Annotated in this window: 16 protein-coding genes; 5 read left to right on the top strand and 11 right to left on the bottom strand. The window is 64.6% G+C overall.

What is annotated here, in order from left to right:
* Positions 1 to 2 precede the first annotated feature (2 nt).
* Positions 3 to 320, top strand: a complete 318-nt coding sequence (locus H4P35_RS07855; protein WP_006224972.1) for an NAD(P) transhydrogenase subunit alpha — start codon at positions 3 to 5, stop codon at positions 318 to 320.
* Positions 317 to 1,756 carry an NAD(P)(+) transhydrogenase (Re/Si-specific) subunit beta gene (locus tag H4P35_RS07850; RefSeq protein WP_226848565.1) on the top strand — a complete coding sequence of 480 codons (1,440 nt, stop codon included), beginning with the start codon at positions 317 to 319 and terminating at the stop codon, positions 1,754 to 1,756. The genes H4P35_RS07855 and H4P35_RS07850 overlap by 4 nt, the downstream gene beginning before the upstream one ends.
* A 27-nt stretch (positions 1,757 to 1,783) precedes the next feature.
* On the opposite strand, the gene glcF is transcribed toward H4P35_RS07850, so the two are convergent.
* The 6 genes from glcF to tldD all read right to left on the bottom strand — a co-directional run bounded on the left by glcF (position 1,784) and on the right by tldD (position 10,116).
* Complete coding sequence (glcF, locus tag H4P35_RS07845; protein ID WP_142049902.1) at positions 1,784 to 3,019, bottom strand: glycolate oxidase subunit GlcF; 1,236 nt, start codon at positions 3,017 to 3,019, stop codon at positions 1,784 to 1,786.
* A 6-nt stretch (positions 3,020 to 3,025) separates the two neighbouring features.
* Positions 3,026 to 4,132 carry a glycolate oxidase subunit GlcE gene (gene glcE / locus H4P35_RS07840; protein WP_175211163.1) on the bottom strand — a complete coding sequence of 369 codons (1,107 nt, stop codon included), beginning with the start codon at positions 4,130 to 4,132 and terminating at the stop codon, positions 3,026 to 3,028.
* Positions 4,133 to 4,144: 12 nt separating this feature from the next.
* Positions 4,145 to 5,644 carry an FAD-linked oxidase C-terminal domain-containing protein gene (locus H4P35_RS07835; RefSeq protein ID WP_226848564.1) on the bottom strand — a complete coding sequence of 500 codons (1,500 nt, stop codon included), beginning with the start codon at positions 5,642 to 5,644 and terminating at the stop codon, positions 4,145 to 4,147.
* Positions 5,645 to 5,824: 180 nt separating this feature from the next.
* Complete coding sequence (locus tag H4P35_RS07830) at positions 5,825 to 7,234, bottom strand: FAD-binding oxidoreductase (protein ID WP_056322607.1); 1,410 nt, start codon at positions 7,232 to 7,234, stop codon at positions 5,825 to 5,827.
* 102 nt (positions 7,235 to 7,336) lie between these two features.
* Positions 7,337 to 8,410 (bottom strand): 3-deoxy-7-phosphoheptulonate synthase AroG, encoded by a 1,074-nt coding sequence (gene aroG, locus H4P35_RS07825; protein ID WP_056322603.1) that lies wholly within the window; start codon positions 8,408 to 8,410, stop codon positions 7,337 to 7,339.
* Between the two features lie 245 nt (positions 8,411 to 8,655).
* Positions 8,656 to 10,116 (bottom strand): metalloprotease TldD, encoded by a 1,461-nt coding sequence (tldD, locus tag H4P35_RS07820; protein WP_056322600.1) that lies wholly within the window; start codon positions 10,114 to 10,116, stop codon positions 8,656 to 8,658.
* A gap of 751 nt (positions 10,117 to 10,867) precedes the next feature.
* Here tldD and H4P35_RS07815 point away from each other — a divergent pair.
* Positions 10,868 to 11,251: an H-NS family nucleoid-associated regulatory protein gene (locus H4P35_RS07815; protein ID WP_056322597.1), complete on the top strand. Its 384-nt coding sequence runs from the start codon at positions 10,868 to 10,870 to the stop codon at positions 11,249 to 11,251.
* 90 nt (positions 11,252 to 11,341) lie between these two features.
* Here H4P35_RS07815 and H4P35_RS07810 read toward each other — a convergent pair whose 3' ends face one another.
* Complete coding sequence (locus H4P35_RS07810) at positions 11,342 to 11,977, bottom strand: DUF4136 domain-containing protein (RefSeq protein ID WP_226849446.1); 636 nt, start codon at positions 11,975 to 11,977, stop codon at positions 11,342 to 11,344.
* A 150-nt stretch (positions 11,978 to 12,127) separates the two neighbouring features.
* On the opposite strand from H4P35_RS07810, the gene pepN reads away from it, so the two are divergent.
* Together pepN and H4P35_RS07800 are read left to right on the top strand one after the other, a co-directional pair.
* Positions 12,128 to 14,833, top strand: a complete 2,706-nt coding sequence (gene pepN / locus H4P35_RS07805) for an aminopeptidase N (protein ID WP_226848563.1) — start codon at positions 12,128 to 12,130, stop codon at positions 14,831 to 14,833.
* Between the two features lie 10 nt (positions 14,834 to 14,843).
* Positions 14,844 to 15,863, top strand: a complete 1,020-nt coding sequence (locus tag H4P35_RS07800; protein ID WP_062838471.1) for a class 1 fructose-bisphosphatase — start codon at positions 14,844 to 14,846, stop codon at positions 15,861 to 15,863.
* Between the two features lie 93 nt (positions 15,864 to 15,956).
* Here the strand turns inward: H4P35_RS07800 and H4P35_RS07795 are convergent, their stop codons facing one another.
* The 4 genes from H4P35_RS07795 to alaC form a co-directional block, all read right to left on the bottom strand.
* Complete coding sequence (locus H4P35_RS07795; protein WP_056322589.1) at positions 15,957 to 16,178, bottom strand: YgdI/YgdR family lipoprotein; 222 nt, start codon at positions 16,176 to 16,178, stop codon at positions 15,957 to 15,959.
* Between the two features lie 178 nt (positions 16,179 to 16,356).
* Positions 16,357 to 17,766, bottom strand: a complete 1,410-nt coding sequence (gene thrC, locus H4P35_RS07790; RefSeq protein ID WP_128827802.1) for a threonine synthase — start codon at positions 17,764 to 17,766, stop codon at positions 16,357 to 16,359.
* Positions 17,767 to 17,800: 34 nt separating this feature from the next.
* The gene (locus tag H4P35_RS07785; RefSeq protein ID WP_056322581.1) at positions 17,801 to 19,105 is read right to left on the bottom strand and encodes a homoserine dehydrogenase; all 1,305 of its coding nucleotides are present in this window, start codon (positions 19,103 to 19,105) and stop codon (positions 17,801 to 17,803) included.
* Between the two features lie 169 nt (positions 19,106 to 19,274).
* Positions 19,275 to 20,462, bottom strand: coding sequence for an alanine transaminase (alaC, locus tag H4P35_RS07780; protein WP_056322579.1), 1,188 nt, complete (start codon positions 20,460 to 20,462; stop codon positions 19,275 to 19,277).
* Positions 20,463 to 20,549: the final 87 nt, after the last annotated feature.

Raw genomic sequence — 20,549 nt, 5'->3', positions numbered from 1 at the left:
GCATGGAAGCGATCAATCCCACCCTGATGAACCTCATCATCTTCGTGCTGGCCATCTACGTCGGCTACCACGTCGTCTGGAACGTCACCCCCGCCCTGCACACGCCGCTCATGGCGGTCACCAACGCCATTTCCGCCATCATCATCGTGGGCGCGATGCTGGCCGCCGCGCTGACCGAAGGCGGACTGGCGCGCGGCATGGGCGTCTTTGCCGTTGCGCTGGCCGCCGTGAACGTCTTTGGCGGATTTCTCGTGACGCGGCGCATGCTCGAGATGTTCAAGAAAAAGGACCGCAAGCCGGGCAAGGAGGAAGCGAAATGATCTCGCTGAACCTCGTCACGCTGCTTTACCTGATTGCCTCGGTCTGCTTCATCCAGGCGCTCAAGGGTCTGTCCCATCCCACCACCTCGCGCCTGGGCAACGCCTTCGGCATGGCCGGCATGGCGATCGCCGTGGTGACCACCGCGGCGCTCATCGTGGGCCTGGCGCGCAGCGGCACAGCCACGATCGGGCTGGGCTGGGTCGTGCTGGGGCTGCTGGTCGGCGGCTCCATCGGCACGCTGATGGCCAAGCGCGTCGAAATGACCAAGATGCCCGAACTGGTCGCCTTCATGCACAGCATGATCGGCCTGGCGGCGGTGGCGATCGCGGTGGCCGTCGTGGCCGAGCCGCACGCCTTCGGCATCGCGCCGCCCGGCATGGCCATCCCCGCCGGCAACCGCTTTGAACTGTTCATCGGCACGTTCGTGGGCGCCATCACGTTTTCCGGCTCGGTCATCGCCTTCGGCAAACTGTCCGGCAAGTACAAGTTCCGGCTGTTCCAGGGCGCGCCGGTGGTGTTCGCCGGCCAGCACATGCTGAACCTGGCGCTGGCGCTGGCGATGCTGGGCTGCGGCGTCTGGTTCATGCTCACGCAGGAATGGACGCCCTTCATCATCATGACGCTCATCGCCTTCGTGCTGGGCGTGCTGATCATCATCCCGATCGGCGGCGCGGACATGCCCGTGGTGGTCTCGATGCTGAACAGCTATTCCGGCTGGGCGGCGGCGGGCATCGGCTTCTCGCTGAACAACCCCATGCTGATCATCGCCGGATCGCTGGTGGGCTCGTCGGGCGCCATCCTGTCCTACATCATGTGCAAGGCGATGAACCGCTCGTTCTTCAACGTGATCCTGGGCGGCTTCGGCGGTCAAGCGGGCGGCGCCGCGGCCGCTGGCGACACGCCGCAACGCAGCGTCAAGTCGGGCAGCCCGGATGACGCGGCGTTCCTGATGACCAACGCCGAAAGCGTGACCATCGTGCCGGGCTATGGCCTGGCCGTGGCGCGCGCGCAGCACGCGCTCAAGGAGCTTGCCGAAAAGCTCACCGAGCGCGGCGTGACCGTCAAGTACGCGATCCACCCGGTTGCGGGCCGCATGCCCGGCCACATGAACGTGCTGCTGGCCGAGGCCGAAGTGCCGTACGACCAGGTCTTCGAAATGGAAGACATCAACAGCGAGTTCGGGCAGACCGACGTGGTGCTGGTGCTGGGCGCGAACGACGTGGTCAATCCCGCCGCCAAGAACGATCCAAAGTCGCCCATTGCGGGCATGCCCATCCTGGAGGCCTACAAGGCGCGCACGGTCATCGTGAACAAGCGCTCCATGGCCTCGGGCTACGCCGGCCTGGACAACGAGCTCTTCTACATGGACCGCACGATGATGGTCTTTGGCGACGCCAAGAAGGTGCTCGAGGACATGGTCAAGGCCGTCGAGTAGGCGGCGCGCGCCAACCGCCGCGCGGGCCTAGCCCTGCGCGGCGCGGCGCAATTGCTCGTCCACCACCTCGACCCAATGCCGCACCGGCGTGTCGGTGCCGCTTTGCAGATGGCCGATGCAGCCGATGTTGGCCGACAGGATCACATCGGGACTTGCCGCCGCAATGGCGCCCAGCTTGCGGTCTCGCAGCTCAAGCGCGATGTCCGGATTCAATACCGAGTACGCGCCGGCCGACCCGCAGCACAGGTGCTTGTCGGCAAACGGCTGCAGCTCAAAACCCAGGTCGGCCAGCAACTGCTCGGACAACGGCCGCAAGCCCTGCCAGTGCTGCAAGGTGCAGGGCGGATGAAAGGCCGCCCGCATGCCCGCCGGCAGCCGCGCGCGCAGCAGCCCGGCATGCGGCGCAACGATTTCGGCCACGTCCTTGACCAGCGCCACGATGTCCGCGGCCTTTTGCGCGTAGGCCGCATCGTGCCGCAGATGATGCGCATATTCCTTGACCATGGCGCCGCAGCCCGACGCGTTCATCACGATGGCCTCGACCTTGCCGTCCTGAACCAGCGGCCACCACGCGTCGACGTTGGCGCGCATCTGCGCCACGGCTTCGTCCTGCGCATCCAGATGGAAACTGACCGCGCCGCAGCAGCCGGCGCCCGGCGCAATGCGCGCGCCGATGCCGACGGCATCCAGCACGCGGATGGTGGCGGCGTCGATGGTGGGCATCATGGCCGGCTGCACGCAGCCGGCCAGCATCAGCACCTGCCGTGCGTGCTGCCCCACCTGGGGCAGCGGCCCCGCGTCGCGGCGTTCCGGCACCTTGCGCCGGAGCGCTTGCGGCAGCAGCCCGCGCAGACTCTGCCCCAGCCGCATGGCGGGCGCGAACATCGGCGACAGCATCGCCTTGCGCAGCAAGGTGCGCCGGGTTCTATCGCCCCATGACCGCTCCACGCGTTCGTCCACGATCTTGCGGCCGATATCGACCAGATGGCCGTATTCGACCCCCGACGGGCAGGTGGTCTCGCAGTTGCGGCAGGTCAGGCAGCGGTCCAGATGCTGCTGCGTGGACTGCGTGGGTTCCTTGCCTTCAAGGACCTGCTTGATGAGATAGATGCGGCCGCGCGGGCTGTCCAGCTCGTCGCCCAGGACCTGGTAGGTCGGACAGGTTGCCGTGCAGAATCCGCAATGCACGCAGCGGCGCAGGATGGCGTCCGCCTCGTTGCCCAGATCGGTGCCGCTCGCCCAGGATGCCAGATTGGTTTGCATGATGTCCTACAGCTCCAGGACCAGGCGGCCGGGGTTGAACAGGCCGGCGGGATCAAGTTCCTGCTTCAGCCGGCGGGTGATCGCGCCAATGCCCGGCGCAAGCGGGTGAAACACGCCATCGGCCGGCGGCGGAGTGTCCGCAGGCCGGAACAGCGTGGCATGGCCGCCATGCTGGGCCGCCACGTCGCGCAGTTGGGCCGCATCGTGCGGGCCGCTCAGCCATCGCTGCCCGCCGCCCCACTCGATCAGCGTCGGCCCCAGTTCGAGGTCGGCCGTGGTGGGCGGCAAGGCAAGACGCCACAAGGGCTGCCCGGGCGAAAAGAACGCGTGGGTCTGCTCACGCAGCGACTGCCACCACGCCGCCGCGGCCTCGGGTGCCATCAGGTCGCCGCCGATCAGCCCTCGGGCGCTGGCGAGCGCGGGCGGCGCGCCCGACAGACGCACCATCGTCATGCCGTCGGCCCCACCGCTTTCGCTTGTCCAGCTCGATGCGGAGATCGGCAACGGCTTGCCGCGCCAGAAGGCAAAGTTCGCCAGCGCCTGCGCCTGCGTGGCGGGCAGCGTCAGCGTCATCTCTTCCATCGGCTTGGGCACGACCTTGAGCGACACCTCCAGGATGGCGCCAAAGATGCCGTGCGAGCCGGCCAGGAGGCGCGACACGTCATAACCCGCCACGTTCTTCATGACCTCGCCGCCGAAGGACAGGATGCGCCCTTCGGAATCCAGCAGTTGCGCCCCCAACACAAAATCCTTCAAGGCGCCGGCGCTCATGCGGCGCGGCCCTGACAGGCCGGCAGCCACGCAGCCGCCCACGGTCGCGGTGGGCGCGAAATGCGGCGGCTCGAAGGCCAGCATCTGGCCGTGCTCCGCGAGCGCGGCTTCCAGTTCGGCCAGCGGCGTGCCGGCGCGCACGGTCACCACGAGTTCGGATGGGTGATAGCTGACGATGCCGCGGTAAGGCGTCATGTCCAGCAGGCAATGGCCATCCTGCGGCCTGACCGGACGATAGTTGCCGTAGAACCGCTTGCTGCCGCCGCCCATCACGAACAGGGGTTTGTGACCGGCACGCGCCGTCATGACCTGGTCGCACAATTCCGACAGGACAAAATCCATAAGGGATACGTCCTAGAAACGGGCGAGATCGGGGAAGCGCAGTTCTCCCGCATGGACGTGCATCTTGCCGTATTCGGCGCAGCGAGCCAGCGTGGGGATGACCTTTTCAGGATTGAGCAGGCACGGCGGATCGAAGGCCCGCTTGACTGCCATAAACGCGTCGAGTTCTTCGCGAGAGAATTGCACGCACATTTGATTAATTTTCTCCATTCCCACACCGTGCTCTCCAGTCACGGTTCCTCCCACCTGCACGCACAGCTCAAGAATGGCCGCACCGAATTTTTCGGCGCGTTCCACCTCGTCCGGCTTATTCGAATCGAACAGGATCAGCGGGTGCAGATTGCCGTCCCCGGCATGAAAGACGTTGGCGCATCGCAGGCCGAATTCGTCTTCCATCTGTTCGATGGCGCCCAGCACGCGCGCCAGATGACGACGCGGAATCGTGCCGTCCATGCAGTAGTAATCGGGCGACACGCGCCCGGCGGCGGGAAACGCGTTCTTGCGTCCCGCCCAGAATTTCAAGCGTTCGGCCTCGGACGCCGACACCTGGCAGCGCGTGGCGCCAGCCTGGCGGAACACCGCTTCCATCCGCGCGATCTCGTGCTCCACCTCTTCGGGCGTGCCGTCCGATTCGCATAGCAGGATGGCCTGCGCATCCATGTCGTAGCCCGCACGGACAAACGGTTCCACCATGTGCGTCGCGCGGCGGTCCATCATTTCCAGGCCGGCGGGGATCATGCCCGCCGCGATCACCTGCGTGACCGCATTGCCCGCGGCCTCGACGCTGGAAAAACTGGCCATGACCACCTGCTGGCAAGCCGGCTTGGGGATGAGCTTGACGGTCACTTCGGTGACCACGCCCAGCATGCCCTCGGATCCGATGAACACCGACAGCAGGTCCAGCCCCGGCGCATCGGGCGCGTGCGATCCCAGTTCGACCACATCGCCGTCTATCGTGACCACGCGCACGCGCAGCACGTTGTGCACCGTGAGGCCGTACTTCAGGCAATGCACGCCGCCGGAGTTTTCCGCCACGTTGCCGCCGATGGAGCACGCAATCTGGCTGGACGGATCCGGTGCGTAGTACAGCCCGTAGGGCGACACCGCTTCGGAGATGGCAAGGTTGCGCACGCCGGGTTCAACGATGGCGGTCGCGCTGGCCAGGTCGATATGCTTGATGCGGTTGAACTTGGACAACCCGAGCAGCACGCCCCGGCTGTGCGGCATGGCGCCGCCCGACAAACCGGTTCCGGCGCCCCGCGCCACGATCGGCGCATTCAGACGCTTGCACACGCGCATGATGGCCTGCACCTGCGCTTCGGTTTCGGGCAGGGCAACCACCGCGGGTATGGAGCGGTAAAGGGATAGGCCGTCGCACTCGTAAGGACGTGTGTCCTCTTCGCGATACAGCACACAGTGCGCGGGCAGCACGGCCGACAACGCCTCGATGAGCTGTTGCTGCGAATAAGGCGCCTGCACTTGTGCCAGGCCAGTTTCGACCAGTGAATTCATGAGCGCAACAATAGCGCGAGTGCCCCGGTTAATCAGGCCGGGATTTACCCGCACCTGACGTATTCACGGGGCTTTGCGGCCGATTCATACGTAACCGACCGTAAACCGGACAGGCGCCTGTCGCTTAAATGCAGCAAGCGTGGACCCAAGCGAGGCGGCGCCTGCCGCCCCGCTCGCCGTTTACCAGGAAACGATCTTGCCCGGATTCAGGATGTTGTTCGGGTCGAAGGCGTGCTTGAGGCTGCGCATCAGGTCGAGCGCGTCGTCGCCATGCTCTTCGGCCATGAACTGCATCTTGTGCAGGCCGACGCCGTGTTCGCCCGTGCAAGTGCCGTCGGCAGCGATGGCCCGGCGCACGAGATTGTGGTTGATGGCTTCCGATTCCTGCCACTCCTGCGGGCTATCGGCATCCAGCAGCATCAGCACGTGGAAGTTGCCGTCGCCCACGTGGCCGACGATCGTGTACGGAAAGCTTGCGCGGTCCAGTTCCTCGACGGTGTCGCGCACGCAATCGGCCAGGCGCGAGATCGGCACGCAGACGTCGGTGGTGCTGGCGCGGCAGCCGGGACGCAATTGCAGGCCCGCGAAGTACGCGTTGTGGCGCGCGGTCCAGAGACGGCTGCGGTCTTCGGGACGCTCGGCCCATTCGAAGTCCATGCCGCCGTGCTCGGCCGTGATGGCCTGCACGGTTTCGGCCTGCTCTTGCACGCCGGCCGGACTGCCGTGGAATTCAAACACCAGCAGCGGCGTCTCGCGCAGCGTCAGCTTGCTGTGCAGGTTGACGGCGCGCACGCTCGCGGCGTCCATGAACTCGACGCGCGCGATGGGCACGCCCATCTGGATGATTTCGATCACGCTCTGCACCGCGGCGTCCAGCGTCGGGAAATTGCAGACCGCGGCGGACACGGCTTCGGGTTGCGGATATAGCCGCACCGTGACTTCCGTGATGATGCCCAGCGTGCCTTCGCTGCCCACGAAAATGCGCGTGAGGTCGTAGCCGGCCGACGATTTGCGGGCTCGGCCGGCCGTGCGGATGATGCGGCCGTCAGCCGTGACGACGGTCAGCGACATCACGTTTTCGCGCATCGTGCCGTAGCGCACGGCGTTGGTGCCCGAGGCGCGGGTGGCGGCCATGCCGCCCAGGCTGGCGTCGGCGCCCGGATCGATCGGGAAGAACAAGCCCGTGCTGCGGATTTCTTCGTTGAGCTGCTTGCGCAGCACGCCGGCCTGCACCGTGGCGGTCAGGTCTTCGGCGTTGATGGCCAGGACCTTGTTCATCTGCGACAGGTCCAGGCTGATGCCGCCCTGGATGGCAAGAATGTGGCCTTCGAGCGAAGACCCGGCGCCGTACGGAATCAGGGGAACGCGATGCTCGTTGCACACCTTGGCGACGAACGCCACGTCTTCGGTGGACTGCGCAAACACCACGGCGTCAGGCAGCATGGCCGGATAAGGCGATTCGTCGCGGCCGTGATGCTCGCGAACGGCGGCCGATTCCGACAGGCGGTCGCCAAAGTGCGCGCGCAGCGCATCCAGGCAGGCGGCCGGCACCGCGCGGCGCAACGATTCGGCGTGCAAGGGAGCGTTCATGATCTCGTGGTTTCCCGGGTTCGATAATCCGAATATTCTACGCCGCCCCGCGTGCTGCGCCGCACACCCCGCCAGGCGGAAGGTGCGCGGCGCGCATCCCCTTCATTTGCCGGAGGTCAGCGCGACGCGGCGGCGTTCACGCACGGCCTGCGCCAGGCGCTCCAGCACGGCCACCGAGGCGTCCCAGTCGATGCAGCCGTCGGTGATGCTTTGGCCATACACCAGGGGCTGGCCCGGCACCATGTCCTGGCGGCCACCCAAGAGGTGGCTTTCGACCATGACACCGACCAGGCGGGCATCGCCGGCTTCCATCTGGCGCGCGACGTCCTCGACGACGAGCGGCTGATTCTCGGGGTTCTTGCTGCTGTTGGCGTGGCTGGCATCGACCATGATGCGCTGCGCGAGACCGGCCTTGGACACGTCCTGGCAGGCGGCGTCAACGCTGGCGGCGTCGTAGTTCGGGGTCTTGCCGCCACGCAGGATCACGTGGCAGTCCTCGTTGCCGGCGGTGGACACGATGGCCGAATGGCCGCCCTTGGTCACCGACAGGAAATGGTGCGGCTGCGAGGCCGCCTTGATGGCATCGACGGCGATCTTCACATTGCCGTCCGTGCCGTTCTTGAACCCCACCGGACACGACAGGCCGGACGCCAGTTCCCGATGCACTTGGCTCTCTGTCGTGCGCGCCCCGATCGCCCCCCAGGAGACCAGATCCGCGATGTACTGCGGCGTAATCATGTCCAGGAACTCGCATCCCGCCGGCAGCCCCATGCTGTTGATGTCCAGCAGCAGTTGGCGGGCCACGCGCACCCCCTTGTTGATGTCGAAGCTGCCATCGAGGTCGGGATCGTTGATGAGCCCCTTCCAGCCCACCGTCGTGCGCGGCTTTTCGAAATAGACGCGCATCACGATTTCCAGGTCCGCGCTCAGGCGGTCGCGCACGGGCTTCAGGCGCTTGGCGTATTCGATGGCGGCACGCGTGTCGTGAATCGAGCACGGACCGATCACGACGATCATGCGGTCGTCCATGCCGTGCAGGATGCGGTGCATGCCTTGCCGCGCGGCGAAGACGGTCTCGGACGCCTCCTTGGTGCAGGCGAACTCCCGCATCACGTGCGAGGGGGGATTCAGTTCCTTGATTTCTCGAATACGAAGGTCATCGGTGTTGTGCGACACGGTACTGCTCCTGGGTTGCCCGCCACGGCGGCATAAAAAAAGCCGCCAGATTCGCTGGCGGCTTTTTTGGGGGGATTCTTTCCAAACTTCAGATTGAGCGCGTCCCTTCCTCCGCCAGCGGCTTCAGAAAACCAAAAAAATAAAAATAAAAGGCGGGGGACGCGAATTTCATGGGGACTGACTCTAGCACAGTTTTTTGAGAGCGTCACGCCGGATTTTTTGGCGTGCCGCCCCCATTTAACGCATCAGGCCGTGCCGCCGACCGTCAGGCCTTCCATGCGGACCGTCGGCATGCCCACCCCGACCGGCACGCTCTGGCCGTCCTTGCCGCAGGTTCCGACGCCGGAATCCAGCTGCAGATCGTTGCCGATCATGGTCACGCGGTTCATGGCGTCGGGGCCGTTGCCGATGAGGGTTGCGCCCTTGACCGGGTAGGTGACCTTGCCGTCCTCGATCATGTAGGCCTCGGACGCCGAGAACACGAACTTGCCATTGGTGATGTCGACCTGGCCGCCGCCGAAATTGACGGCATACAGGCCCCGCTTGACCGAGGCCACGATTTCATCGGCAGGCTTGTCGCCGGCCAGCATGTACGTGTTGGTCATGCGCGGCATGGGCAGGTGCGCGAACGACTCGCGGCGGCCGTTGCCGGTTGCGGCGGTTTTCATCAGGCGGGCATTGAGCGTGTCCTGCATGTAGCCGCGCAGGATGCCGTCTTCGATCAGCACGTTGCGCTGGGTGGCATTGCCCTCGTCGTCGATATTGAGCGATCCGCGGCGATCCGGAATGGTGCCGTCGTCGACCACGGTGACGCCCTTGGACGCCACGCGCTCGCCGATGCGTCCGGAAAACACGCTGGACCCCTTGCGGTTGAAGTCGCCTTCCAGGCCGTGACCCACCGCTTCGTGCAGCAGGATGCCCGGCCAGCCCGACCCCAGGACCACGGTCATTTCGCCGGCCGGCGCCGGACGCGCTTCCAGGTTGACCAGCGCCTCGTGCACCGCGCGCTCGACATAGCCCTGCAGCATCTCGTCGGTGAAGTAAGCCAGACCCAGGCGGCCGCCGCCGCCGGCATGGCCCATTTCACGGCGGCCATTGCGTTCGGCAATCACGGTCAGCGACAGGCGCACCAGCGGGCGCACGTCGGCGGCCAGACGGCCATCGCTGCCCGCAACCAGCACCACGTCATATTCCGCGCCCAGGCCCGCCATGACCTGGATCACATGGGGATCGCGCGCCCGCGCCATGCGTTCGACGCGTTCGAGCAGCGCGACCTTTTCGGGCGCGCTGAGGCTGGCGACGGGATCGATGTCCGCATAGAGGCTGCGGCCGATCTCGGCCTCGACCTGGGCGGCGACCTTGACCTTGCCTGCGCCGCGGCGGGCAATACCGCGCACGGCATGCGCCGACGACAGCAGCGCCTCGGGCGACAGCGAATCCGAATACGCGAACGCGGTCTTTTCACCGCTGACCGCGCGCACGCCCACGCCTTGGCTGATCGAGAAACTGCCCGTCTTCACGATCCCTTCTTCCAGGCTCCAGCCTTCACTGCGCGTGTACTGGAAGTACAGGTCGGCGTAATCGACCTTGTGGGTGAAGATTTCACCCAGTGCCCGCGCCATGTCCGCCTCGGTCAGACCCCAGGGGTCGAGCAGAAGGGATTTGGCGGTGGCCAGGGAAGCAATGGCGGGATCGATGATTTTCATAGGCTCAGTTCAGGAACGGCACCGGGGCCGTGCATGCGCGTCGTGGCGCTCAAGACCGTATCGTACCGCCGACACGGGCCCGGCGTCCCGGCAAACGCCAAAAGTCGCGGCTTACCGCAGCGGCAAATGCGGGACAAAATGGTCTCGCATTATCTTGCCGGCATAGATGGAGACGGCATACTGGGTATCAAGTTAAGTACCCAATTACCTATCAAGTTAAGCAATTGTGCTCAGGCCGAATCGCAAGACTGGCACTTTACGTGTTGTCGTATGACCTGACGGCTAAATGAAAACTCGGGGACGGAACACCATGGCGCCCCGGTATATCACCGCGGGCGGGATGCAACGCCATAATGTATGGCACCTGCTTTCGCGAACATTTTCCGCCCGAAGAAAATTGCGGGAATTTGACGCGCATTGCACGCGCCGTCGTCCAGGATGATCAGGCATGAAATGCCGGCGAGTCACACGCCAGGCGCGTCTTTGCAAGGTTGTCCGACAATTGGCGGCTCGCACCGCCCGCCCGTAAACCAAGCAAGCGCTTGTTTCAGTTTGTCCCAAATTTAAGATTTTCCTTCCTAACTGATGGAAATTGCGGCCAGCCGCAAAGCGGATAGCCGGTGGCGCTTTTGATACAAAGTAATTAGTCCGACAATTGAGATACCACCTCGTAAATTCTGTATTATGCGAGGCACAACAATTAAACATAACTTCGCCGGCGATTAAAGCAGTTCCATAATCAGGAATAAACATGGCCCGAGAAACCTACGCAGCTCTGCAAGCAAAGATCGAAAAGGAAATCAACAAGCTCCAGAAGAAGGCGGAAATCCTTCAGACGAAGCGCCGCAAGCCGGTCATCACCTCCATCATCACGTCGATGCGCGAGTACGACATTACGCCTGACGAGATCATCGCCGCCTACGGCGCAGGCAAGCCCGCGCGCGCCGCCACGAGTGGCCGCCGCAAGGCCAGCGGCCCCGCCCGCGCAGCCGGCGCCGCCAAGCGCGCCGTGGCGCCCAAGTACCGCCATCCGCAAACCGGAGAAACCTGGAGCGGCCGCGGCAAGGCGCCGCGCTGGCTCGCCGCTGAAGAAGCCGGCGGCGCCACCCGCGAGAGTTTTCTTATCAAGGAATAAAACCTATTCTTCAGTAAGAAAAAAAGCGGCGCACCATGATGGTGCGTCGCTTTTTTATTTTAAGCAGGCGCCGCGAGGCGCCTGCTTTCGTCAACGTGCCGGGAATTGAATCTCTCGCTCGGCGCCATTATTGCCTGGGAAATTGTCGAATATGGCACGCACCAGATAGGGCATGGTGCGAATCAAATCGTCACGCTCGCTCAATATGAACGCCGTCGAGCGGTAAACTTCCGCGCCGCCGTTCTGGGTATCACGAATGAAGAGCGAGAGGGAATTGCGCTGGACGACCATGGACACGTCCACCCAGTCAGGCCCCCAGAATCCCGCGCCCATGCCCCAGGGGCCGGGCCCATAGAAGCCGCCGTAACCGCCGTAGAAATACGGGTCGTACGGACGGCGCACCATTACCTGCGTCTGGCTTGTGCCATAGCGGAACGACACCTCGAACCGCCCCTTCACGCCAGGGCGCGCCTCGACGAGTCCCGTGGCCCCGATCCCCGCGCGCACCATATCCTGAAATGACTGATATTCCAGATTATTGATTTGGGATGGGTCGGCAGGAACAAACTGGTAGGTCTGGCCCTCGACACCCGTTGGCCATTGCTGAAACGACGTCACGCGGGCGGAGACGGTGGGCGCGGCGCAGCCCGTCAGCATCATGGCTGCCAGCACCGACAAAATACCGGCCCATCGGCCCAGACTGCTGATCCAAGACATCCTGGACATTTGAGACTCCTGTTCGCGCGACGGCGCCATCATAACGAGCTTTGACATAAGCGCTTGCCAAAAGTTTTCAGGCTAGCCCGTACGCCCAAGGTACCGCTCAACCGCCAGCCACTACAATAGCCTTCTTGTTCATACAGGACTGCAAATCCCATGCGCACCGACACGCCCGTTACCGTATACCGCAAGGATTACCAGCCCTACCCCTACGAAATTCCTGAAGTCGCCCTCGCCTTCGATCTCGCGCCAGACGCGACCGAAGTGCGTTGCACGATGCACGTGCAGCGCAGGCAAGACGCCAGCGCTGACGCCGCCCTGATCCTGGATGGAGAAGAGCTGGAACTCGTGTCGGTAGGCGTGAATGGCGAGCCGCTGCCCGCGGCCAGCTACCAGTTGACCGAACACACGCTCACGCTGCGCGGCCTGCCCGCCGATGCCACCGTTGAAATCGTCAGCCGCTGCAAGCCTTCCGCCAATTCCACGCTGATGGGCCTGTATGTGTCTGGCGGCAATTTCTTCACGCAATGCGAGGCCGAGGGCTTCCGGCGCATTACCTGGTTTGCCGATCGTCCCGACGTGATGTCGCGCTACCGCGTGACGCTGCGCGCGCAGCCCGAGTATCCCGTGCTGCTGTCCAACGGCAACCTGATCGCCTCGCGCCAGTTGCCCGACGGCCGCAATGAAGTCGAGTGGGAAGATCCGTTCCCCAAGCCCTGCTACTTGTTCGCCCTGGTCGCGGGCAATCTGACGCATCGCGAAACCACGGTCAAGACGGTCAGCGGCCGTAACGTGCTGCTGCAGGTCTACAGCGACCCGGGCTCCGAAACCAAAACCGAATGGGCACTGGATTCCCTGGTGCGTTCCTTGCGCTGGGACGAGAGCCGCTTTGGTCTCGAACTGGATCTGGACCGCTTCATGATCGTGGCCGTCCATGACTTCAATATGGGAGCCATGGAAAACAAAGGCCTGAACATCTTCAATGCGGCCTACGTGCTGGCCGACGCCGAAACCGCCACCGATGCCAACTACGAAGGCATCGAGTCGGTCATCGGGCATGAATACTTCCACAATTGGACCGGCAACCGCGTCACCTGCCGCGACTGGTTCCAGCTGAGCCTGAAAGAAGGTCTCACGGTCTTTCGCGATCAGGAATTCAGCGCCGACATGATGGCCCGCGACATGGACGCGGCCGCCGCGGCCAGCGCCCGCGCCGTCAAGCGCATCGACGACGTCGTGGCGTTGCGCGCCGCGCAGTTCCCGGAAGACGCCGGCCCCATGGCGCATCCGATCCGCCCCGAGAGCTACCAGGAGATCGGCAACTTCTACACGGCCACCGTGTACGAGAAAGGCGCCGAGGTCATCCGCATGCAGCACACGCTGCTGGGCGAGGCCGGGTTTCGCGAAGGCATGGACGAATACTTCCGCCGCCACGACGGCCAGGCCGTCACGTGCGACGACTTCGTCGCCGCGATGGAATCCGTCTACGTCAAGCAGCACCCGGGACGCGACCTGTCCGTGTTCCGCCGCTGGTACCGGCAGGCCGGCACGCCGCGCGTCACGGTCAGGCTCGACCACGACGCGGCCACCCGCCGCTGCACGGTGACGCTTACCCAGGCCTGCCCGCCGGTCGGCGTTGAAAAGAAGGCCGGCCCCGACTACGTGAAGGCGCCCTTTCACATTCCGTTTGCGATCGGCTTGCTGGACCGGGAGGGCAACGCGCTGCCGCTGCGTCAGGACGACGCAGTCGTGGACACCGCTCTGCTGGAACTGACCACGCAAAGCCAGCAATGGGTGTTCGAAGATTTCGCCGACCGCCCCGTGCCCTCGCTGCTGCGCGACTTCTCGGCGCCGGTCATCGTGGACTACGACTGGTCCAACGAGGAACTGGCGCTGCTGTCCGCGCACGATGGCAATCCGTTCGCACGCTGGGAAGCCGGCCAGGAACTGGCCACCCGCCAGATTCTTGCATTGGCCGACGCCAGCCAGGCGGGCCGCCCGCTGCAGGCCGACGCCGCCTTCCTTGAAGCCTGGCGCGCGTTGCTGACCGATCCCGCCCTGGACGCCGCGTACCGTGCGCGCGCATTGGCGCTGCCTTCGGAAAAGACGCTGGCCGAGCGCATGCAGCAGGTCGATCCGCCTGCTCTGGCCGTGGCGCGCGATTTCCTTCGCGCCGAACTCGGCCGTCAGCTCCATGCCGAATTCCGCCTCGCCTTCGACGAGAACCAGACGCCGGGCGAATATAGCCCCGCGCCGATTCCCGCCGGCATGCGCGCATTGAAAAACCTGGCGCTCAGTCACCTGATGGCCGCTGGCGAACCCGAAGCCCAGCGCCTTGCCGAAGCGCAGTACGCCACCGCCGGCAACATGACCGACAGCATGGCCGCGCTGGCCGCGCTGATCAACTTCGGGCAAGGCGATTACCCGAAAGAGGCGCTGGCCGCTTTCTACACCAAATGGAGCGCCAATCCGCTGGTGGTGGACAAGTGGTTCGCGCTGCAGGCCACCGCCCGCTCGACCACGGTGCAGACCGCCCGCGAGCTGATGAAGCACCCGGCCTTCACGCTGCGCAACCCGAACCGCGCCCGCGCGCTGATCTTCCAGTTCTGCCTCAACAATGCCCGCGGCATGCACCAGCCGGACGGCTCGGGCTACACGTTCTGGGCGGAGCAGGTGCTGGCATTGGACGCGCTCAATCCGGAGATCGCCGCGCGGCTGGCGCGTGCGCTCGACAACTGGTCTCGCTTCGTCCCGGCGCTGCGTGCCCCCATGCAGGCCGCGCTTGAAAAGGTGCGCCAGCACGACGGCCTGTCGCGCAACGTCCAGGAAATCGTATCCAAGGCTTTAGAATTCGCTGCATAGGGAGATCCTTTTGAAACGTAAAACACTCACTCAATACCTGGTGGAGCAGCAACGCTCCGCCCAAGCCCTGGCGCCGGAAGTGCGCCTGCTCATCGAAGTCGTGGCGCGCGCGTGCAAGGCCATCAGCCACGCAGTCAGCAAGGGCGCGCTGGGCGGCGTTCTGGGCAGCCTGGAAAGCGAGAATGTCCAGGGCGAGGTCCAAAAGAAGCTCGACGTGCTCTCCAACGAGATCCTGCTGGAAGCCAATGAATGGGGCGGCCACCTGGCGGCCATGGCGTCGGAAGAGATGGAAACCATCCATCTGATCCCGAACCGCTACCCCAAGGGCGAATACCTGCTGCTGTTCGATCCGCTCGATGGCTCGTCGAACATCGACGTGAACGTCTCCATCGGCACCATCTTCTCGGTGCTGCACGCGCCGCACGACGTGTCGGGCGCGCCCGTCTGCGAAGCGGACTTCCTGCAACCGGGCAACAAGCAGGTGGTGGCCGGTTACGCGGTGTACGGTCCGCAGACGATGCTTGTGCTGACCATCGGCAACGGCGTCGTGGGTTTCACGCTGGATCGCGAAATGGGCTCGTGGGTGCTCACGCACGAGAACATCCGCGTGCCGGAAGACACCAAGGAATTCGCCATCAACATGTCGAACAAGCGCCACTGGGCTGCCCCGGTCAAGCGCTACATCGACGACTGCCTGGCCGGCTCGACCGGCCCGCTCGGCAAGGACTTCAACATGCGCTGGATCGCCTCGATGGTGGCCGACGTGCATCGCATCCTGACCCGCGGCGGCATCTTCATGTACCCGTGGGATGCGCGCGAGCCGGGCAAGGCCGGCAAGCTGCGCCTGATGTACGAAGCCAATCCCATGAGCTTCCTGATCGAACAGGCAGGCGGCGCGGCCATCAACGGCGTCCAGCGCATCATGGACATCCAGCCTGACACGCTGCACCAGCGCGTCAGCGTCATCCTGGGCTCGAAGAACGAAGTCGAACGCGTGGGCCGCTATCACGCCGAGGACGCGGGCAAGTAAGCCGCCCGCCGCGCTTTCGGCGCGCCAATGCAAAAGCCCCCGGCCGTCATGGCCGGGGGCTTTTTTTAAGGGTACAGGCAAGCAGGGGTTGCGTTACTTGACCTCTTCGATGGACTTCACATCGTCCTTGTTGATCTGCATTTTCTTGCCGTTCTGTTCGTACTCATACATGCCCGACTTCTTGTCGTAATCGGGCTCGTCGGGCGCTACGGTCGAAGATCCGTCGCGTTGGTGAATAACCGAGGGCGACGAGCATCCGGCCAGCACACCAACGCCGGTCATCACCAGGGCCAACGTCATGGTCTTCAGCTTCATGGTTGTGTTCTCCGAGTGTTGAATGGGTGATGTCACTCTATCCGAATCGCTCCCCGAAATCGTGTCGGGTTGTCGGCAAAATGCATAAGAACGTAATCGTCCCCGACCCCAATAATGAAAAACCCCTCGCAGGACGTGCCTGGGAGGGGTTGCAACCGTACACAAGCGGCAATCGCGCTTACACCTTGGCGTGTGTCTCGATGAAACGGCGCACGGCGGCTTCGCTGCAGTCCATGACTTCGACGCGTTGCGGCAGCGATTCCAGGTCTGCGAGGTTGCCCGGCGGCGTGGCCGGACGGCCAAGCGCTTCCTCGATGGTCTCGGAGAACTTGGCCGGCAGCGCGGTTTCCAGCACGAGCATGGGAACGCCCGGCTCGACGAATTCGCGCGCGACCTTCACGCCGTCGGCGGTGTGCGGGTCGACCAGCACGCCGGTGGCGTCGTAAACGGAGCGGATCGTGGCCAGGCGATCCGTATGCGAGCTGGCGCCCGACACGAAGCCATAACGCGACTCGAACTGGTCCTTCATGTCCGACAGGTCGAACGCGCCGTCGCGTGCCATCGTCGTCCACAATTCCTTCACGCGGTCGGTATCGCGGCCCGTCAGGTCGAACACGAAGCGCTCGAAGTTCGACGCGCGCGAAATGTCCATCGAGGGGCTGGACGTGGCGTACGTCTGCGCGGCCGCGCGAGGACGGTACACGCCCGTGCGGAAGAACTCCTCCAGCACGTTGTTCTCGTTCGTTGCAAGCACGAGGCGGCGGATGGGCAGGCCCATGCTGCGGGCAATGTGGCCCGACAGGATGTTGCCGAAATTGCCCGACGGCACGGCGAACGACACTTCTTGTCCCGCGCGCTCGGTGGCGCGCAGCCAGCCATGGAAGTAGTAGACAACCTGGGCGGCGATACGGGCCCAGTTGATCGAATTGACGGCGCCCAGACGGTACTTCGTCTTGAAGGCCAGATCGCCGGCCAGCGCCTTGACGATGTCCTGGGCTTCGTCGAAGACCCCGCGCACGGCGATGTTGTGGATGTTCTCGTCTTGCAGCGAGTACATCTGCGCGCGCTGGAAGGCGCTCATGCGGCCGTGGGGCGACAGCATGAACACCGCCACGCCCTTCTTGCCGCGCAGCGCGTATTCAGCGGCCGAGCCCGTGTCGCCGGAGGTGGCGCCCACGATGTTCAGCGTGGTGCCGCGCTTGGAGAGCACGTACTCAAATACCTGGCCCAGGAACTGCATGGCCATGTCCTTGAACGCCAGCGTGGGACCTTCGGACAGGCCCAGCAGCGACAGCCCGCCATCGAGCGGACGCAGCGGAACGATGTCCTCGCTGTTGAAGATCTGCGGCGTGTAGGCGGCACGGGTCAGACGGCGCAGGTCGTCCGAGGGGATGTCCGTGGCAAACAACGACAGCACTTCGAAGGCCAGATCGGCATACGACAGGCCGCGCCACGATTCCAGCGTTTCCGCGGAAACCTGCGGCAGCGTCTGCGGCACCGCCAGCCCGCCGTCGGGCGCCAGGCCTTCGAGCAGAATGTCGGAGAATTCGAGCGGGGCCATGCCGCCGCGCGTAGAGATGTATTTCATGTCAATTGCTCCACGATGCACCGGGCGCCCCCGATCACGTCAGGTTCTCCACGCGCAGGCGCGTCACCTTGGACCGCACGAACGGCAGCGACTCGATGCGCTCGATGGCCTGATTGACGTTGCCTTCGACGGCTTCGTGCGTGAGGAAGATGATGTCGGCGCCGCCGATGTGCGACGGCTGCTGGATCATCGAACCGATGGAAATGCCGCGGTCGGCCAGGATGCGGGCGATGTCCGCCAGCACGCCGGGCTGATCGTCCACGCGCAGACGCAGGTAGTACGACGTGCTGACCTGTTCGATCGGCAGGATCGGTGTGTCCGACATGGCATCCGGCTGGAAGGCCAGGTGCGGCACGCGGTTGCCCGGATCGGCGGTGTGCAGGCGCGTCACGTCGACCAGGTCGGCCACCACGGCCGAGGCGGTGGGCTCTTCGCCCGCGCCCTGCCCGTAGTACAGCGTCGGGCCGACGGCGTCGCCCTTGACCAGCACCGCGTTCATCGCGCCTTCGACATTGGCCAGCAGGCGTTCGGACGGCACCAGCGCCGGATGCACGCGCAGCTCGATGCCATCGGGGCGGCGCTTGGTGATGCCCAGCAGCTTGATGCGATAGCCCAGGCGCTCGGCGTGTTCGATGTCTTCGGCGGCCAGTTGCGAAATGCCTTCGATGTGGGCGCGGTCGAATTGCACCGGCACCCCGAATGCCAGCGAGGCCAGCAGCGTCAGCTTGTGCGCAGCGTCCACGCCTTCCACGTCGAACGTGGGGTCGGCTTCGGCGTAGCCCAGGCGCTGCGCTTCCGCCAGCACGTCGGCAAACGGCAGCCCGCGCGAGCGCATTTCGGACAGGATGAAATTGGTGGTGCCGTTGATGATGCCGGCCACCCACTGGATGCGGTTGGCGGTCAGGCCTTCGCGGATCGCCTTGATGATGGGGATGCCGCCCGCGACGGCGGCCTCGAAGTTCACCATCACGCCGCGTTCGGACGCGGCGGCGAAGATCTCGTTGCCATGCTTGGCCAGCAAGGCCTTGTTGGCCGTGACCACATGCTTGCCGTTGGCGATGGCTTCGAGCACCAGCTCGCGCGCCAGCGTGTCGCCGCCGATCAGTTCCACGACGATGTCGATGTCGGGATCGCGCACCAGCGCGTGCACATCGGTGTCGACCAGAATGGAGTCGCCCACGCGGGCACGCGCCTTTTCCACGTCGCGCACGGCGGCGCGGGTGACTTCAATGCGGCGGCCAGCGCGGCGGGCGATTTCCTCGGCGTTGCGAGACAACACGGTCCACGTGCCGCCGCCAACCACGCCAAGACCAAGCAGACCCACCTTCATGGGTTTCATCGCGCCGCCCTCTGCGGGCGGGCGTTGAGGGGAATTCATTTCACTTCTCCATAATCCTGTGCATGAAGCTGTTGCCACCCGATCGCGATGCCGCGGATCCGGCTCCGCCGGTCCGCAGGCATGCCCCCTCAGAGGGGGAAGCGCGCAGCGCTGCGGGGGTGGGCACCCATCACTTCAGCAATCCGTCCTTGCGGAACATATCTTTGATGCCGCGCACCGCTTGACGCGTGCGCTGCTCGTTTTCGATAAGCGCGAAGCGCACGTATTCGTCGCCATACTCGCCGAAGCCGATCCCGGGGGACACGGCCACTTTCGCATCCGACAGGACACGCTTGGCAAATTCCAAAGAGCCCATCGCCCGGTAGGGTTCGGGGATCTGCGCCCAGATGTACATGGACGCCTTGGGAATCTCCACATTCCAACCTGCTTCATGCAGGCCGCGCACGAGCACGTCGCGGCGGCTCTGGTATTGCGCCACGATTTCGCTCACGCAGTCCTGCGGGCCGTCCAGCGCGGCGATGGACGCCACCTGGATCGGCGTGAACGTGCCGTAGTCGTGATAGCTCTTGATGCGAGCCAGCGCGTTGACCAGCTCGCGGTTGCCGACCATGTAGCCGATGCGCCAGCCGGCCATGTTGTAGCTCTTGCTCATCGTGAAGAACTCGACGGCAACGTCGCGCGCGCCGGGCACCTGCATGATGGACGGCGCCACATAACCGTCGAACGTGATGTCGGCATACGCCAGGTCATGCACGACGAGGATGTCGTGTTCCTTGGCAAGCGCCACCACGCGCTCGAAGAACGACAGGTCCACGCACTGCGCGGTCGGGTTGCTGGGAAAGCCCAGCACCATCATCTTGGGTTTCGGGATGGATTCGCGCACTGCGCGTTCCAGTTCCTCGAAGAAGTCGACGCCCGGCGTCATGCGCACGGAACGGATGTTGGCGCCCGCGATGACGGCGCCGTAGATGTGGATCGGGTAGCTGGGATTGGGCACCAGCACGGTGTCGCCGCGGTCCAGCGTGGCCAGCATCAGGTGCGCCAGGCCTTCCTTGGACCCGATGGTGACGATGGCCTCGGAGTCCGGATCGAACTCGACCGCGTAGCGGCGCTGGTACCAGTCGCAGATCGCCTTGCGCAGGCGCGGGATGCCCTTGGACACCGAATAGCCATGGGTGGTGGGACGCGTGGTCGCCTCCACCATCTTGTCGACGATGTGCTTGGGCGTCGCCCCATCCGGATTGCCCATCGACATGTCGATGATGTCTTCGCCACGCCGACGCGCCGCCATCTTGAGCTCGCCGGTAATGTTGAAAACGTACGGGGGCAAACGCTCGATGCGAGAGAACTTCCTCATGATGGGAATCCTTAGGGGCGAAAAGGCAAAAAGACCAGGGCGCGGTCGCGCGAAGGGGAAAGGGGCTCTGAGCCGCGCCAGCTCACG

This window comes from Achromobacter sp. 77, assembly GCF_020541125.1.
Lineage (GTDB): Bacteria > Pseudomonadota > Gammaproteobacteria > Burkholderiales > Burkholderiaceae_B > Achromobacter > Achromobacter mucicolens.
The sequence above is the reverse complement of the archived record's forward strand: the minus strand, read 5'-3'. Positions and strand labels throughout refer to the sequence as shown.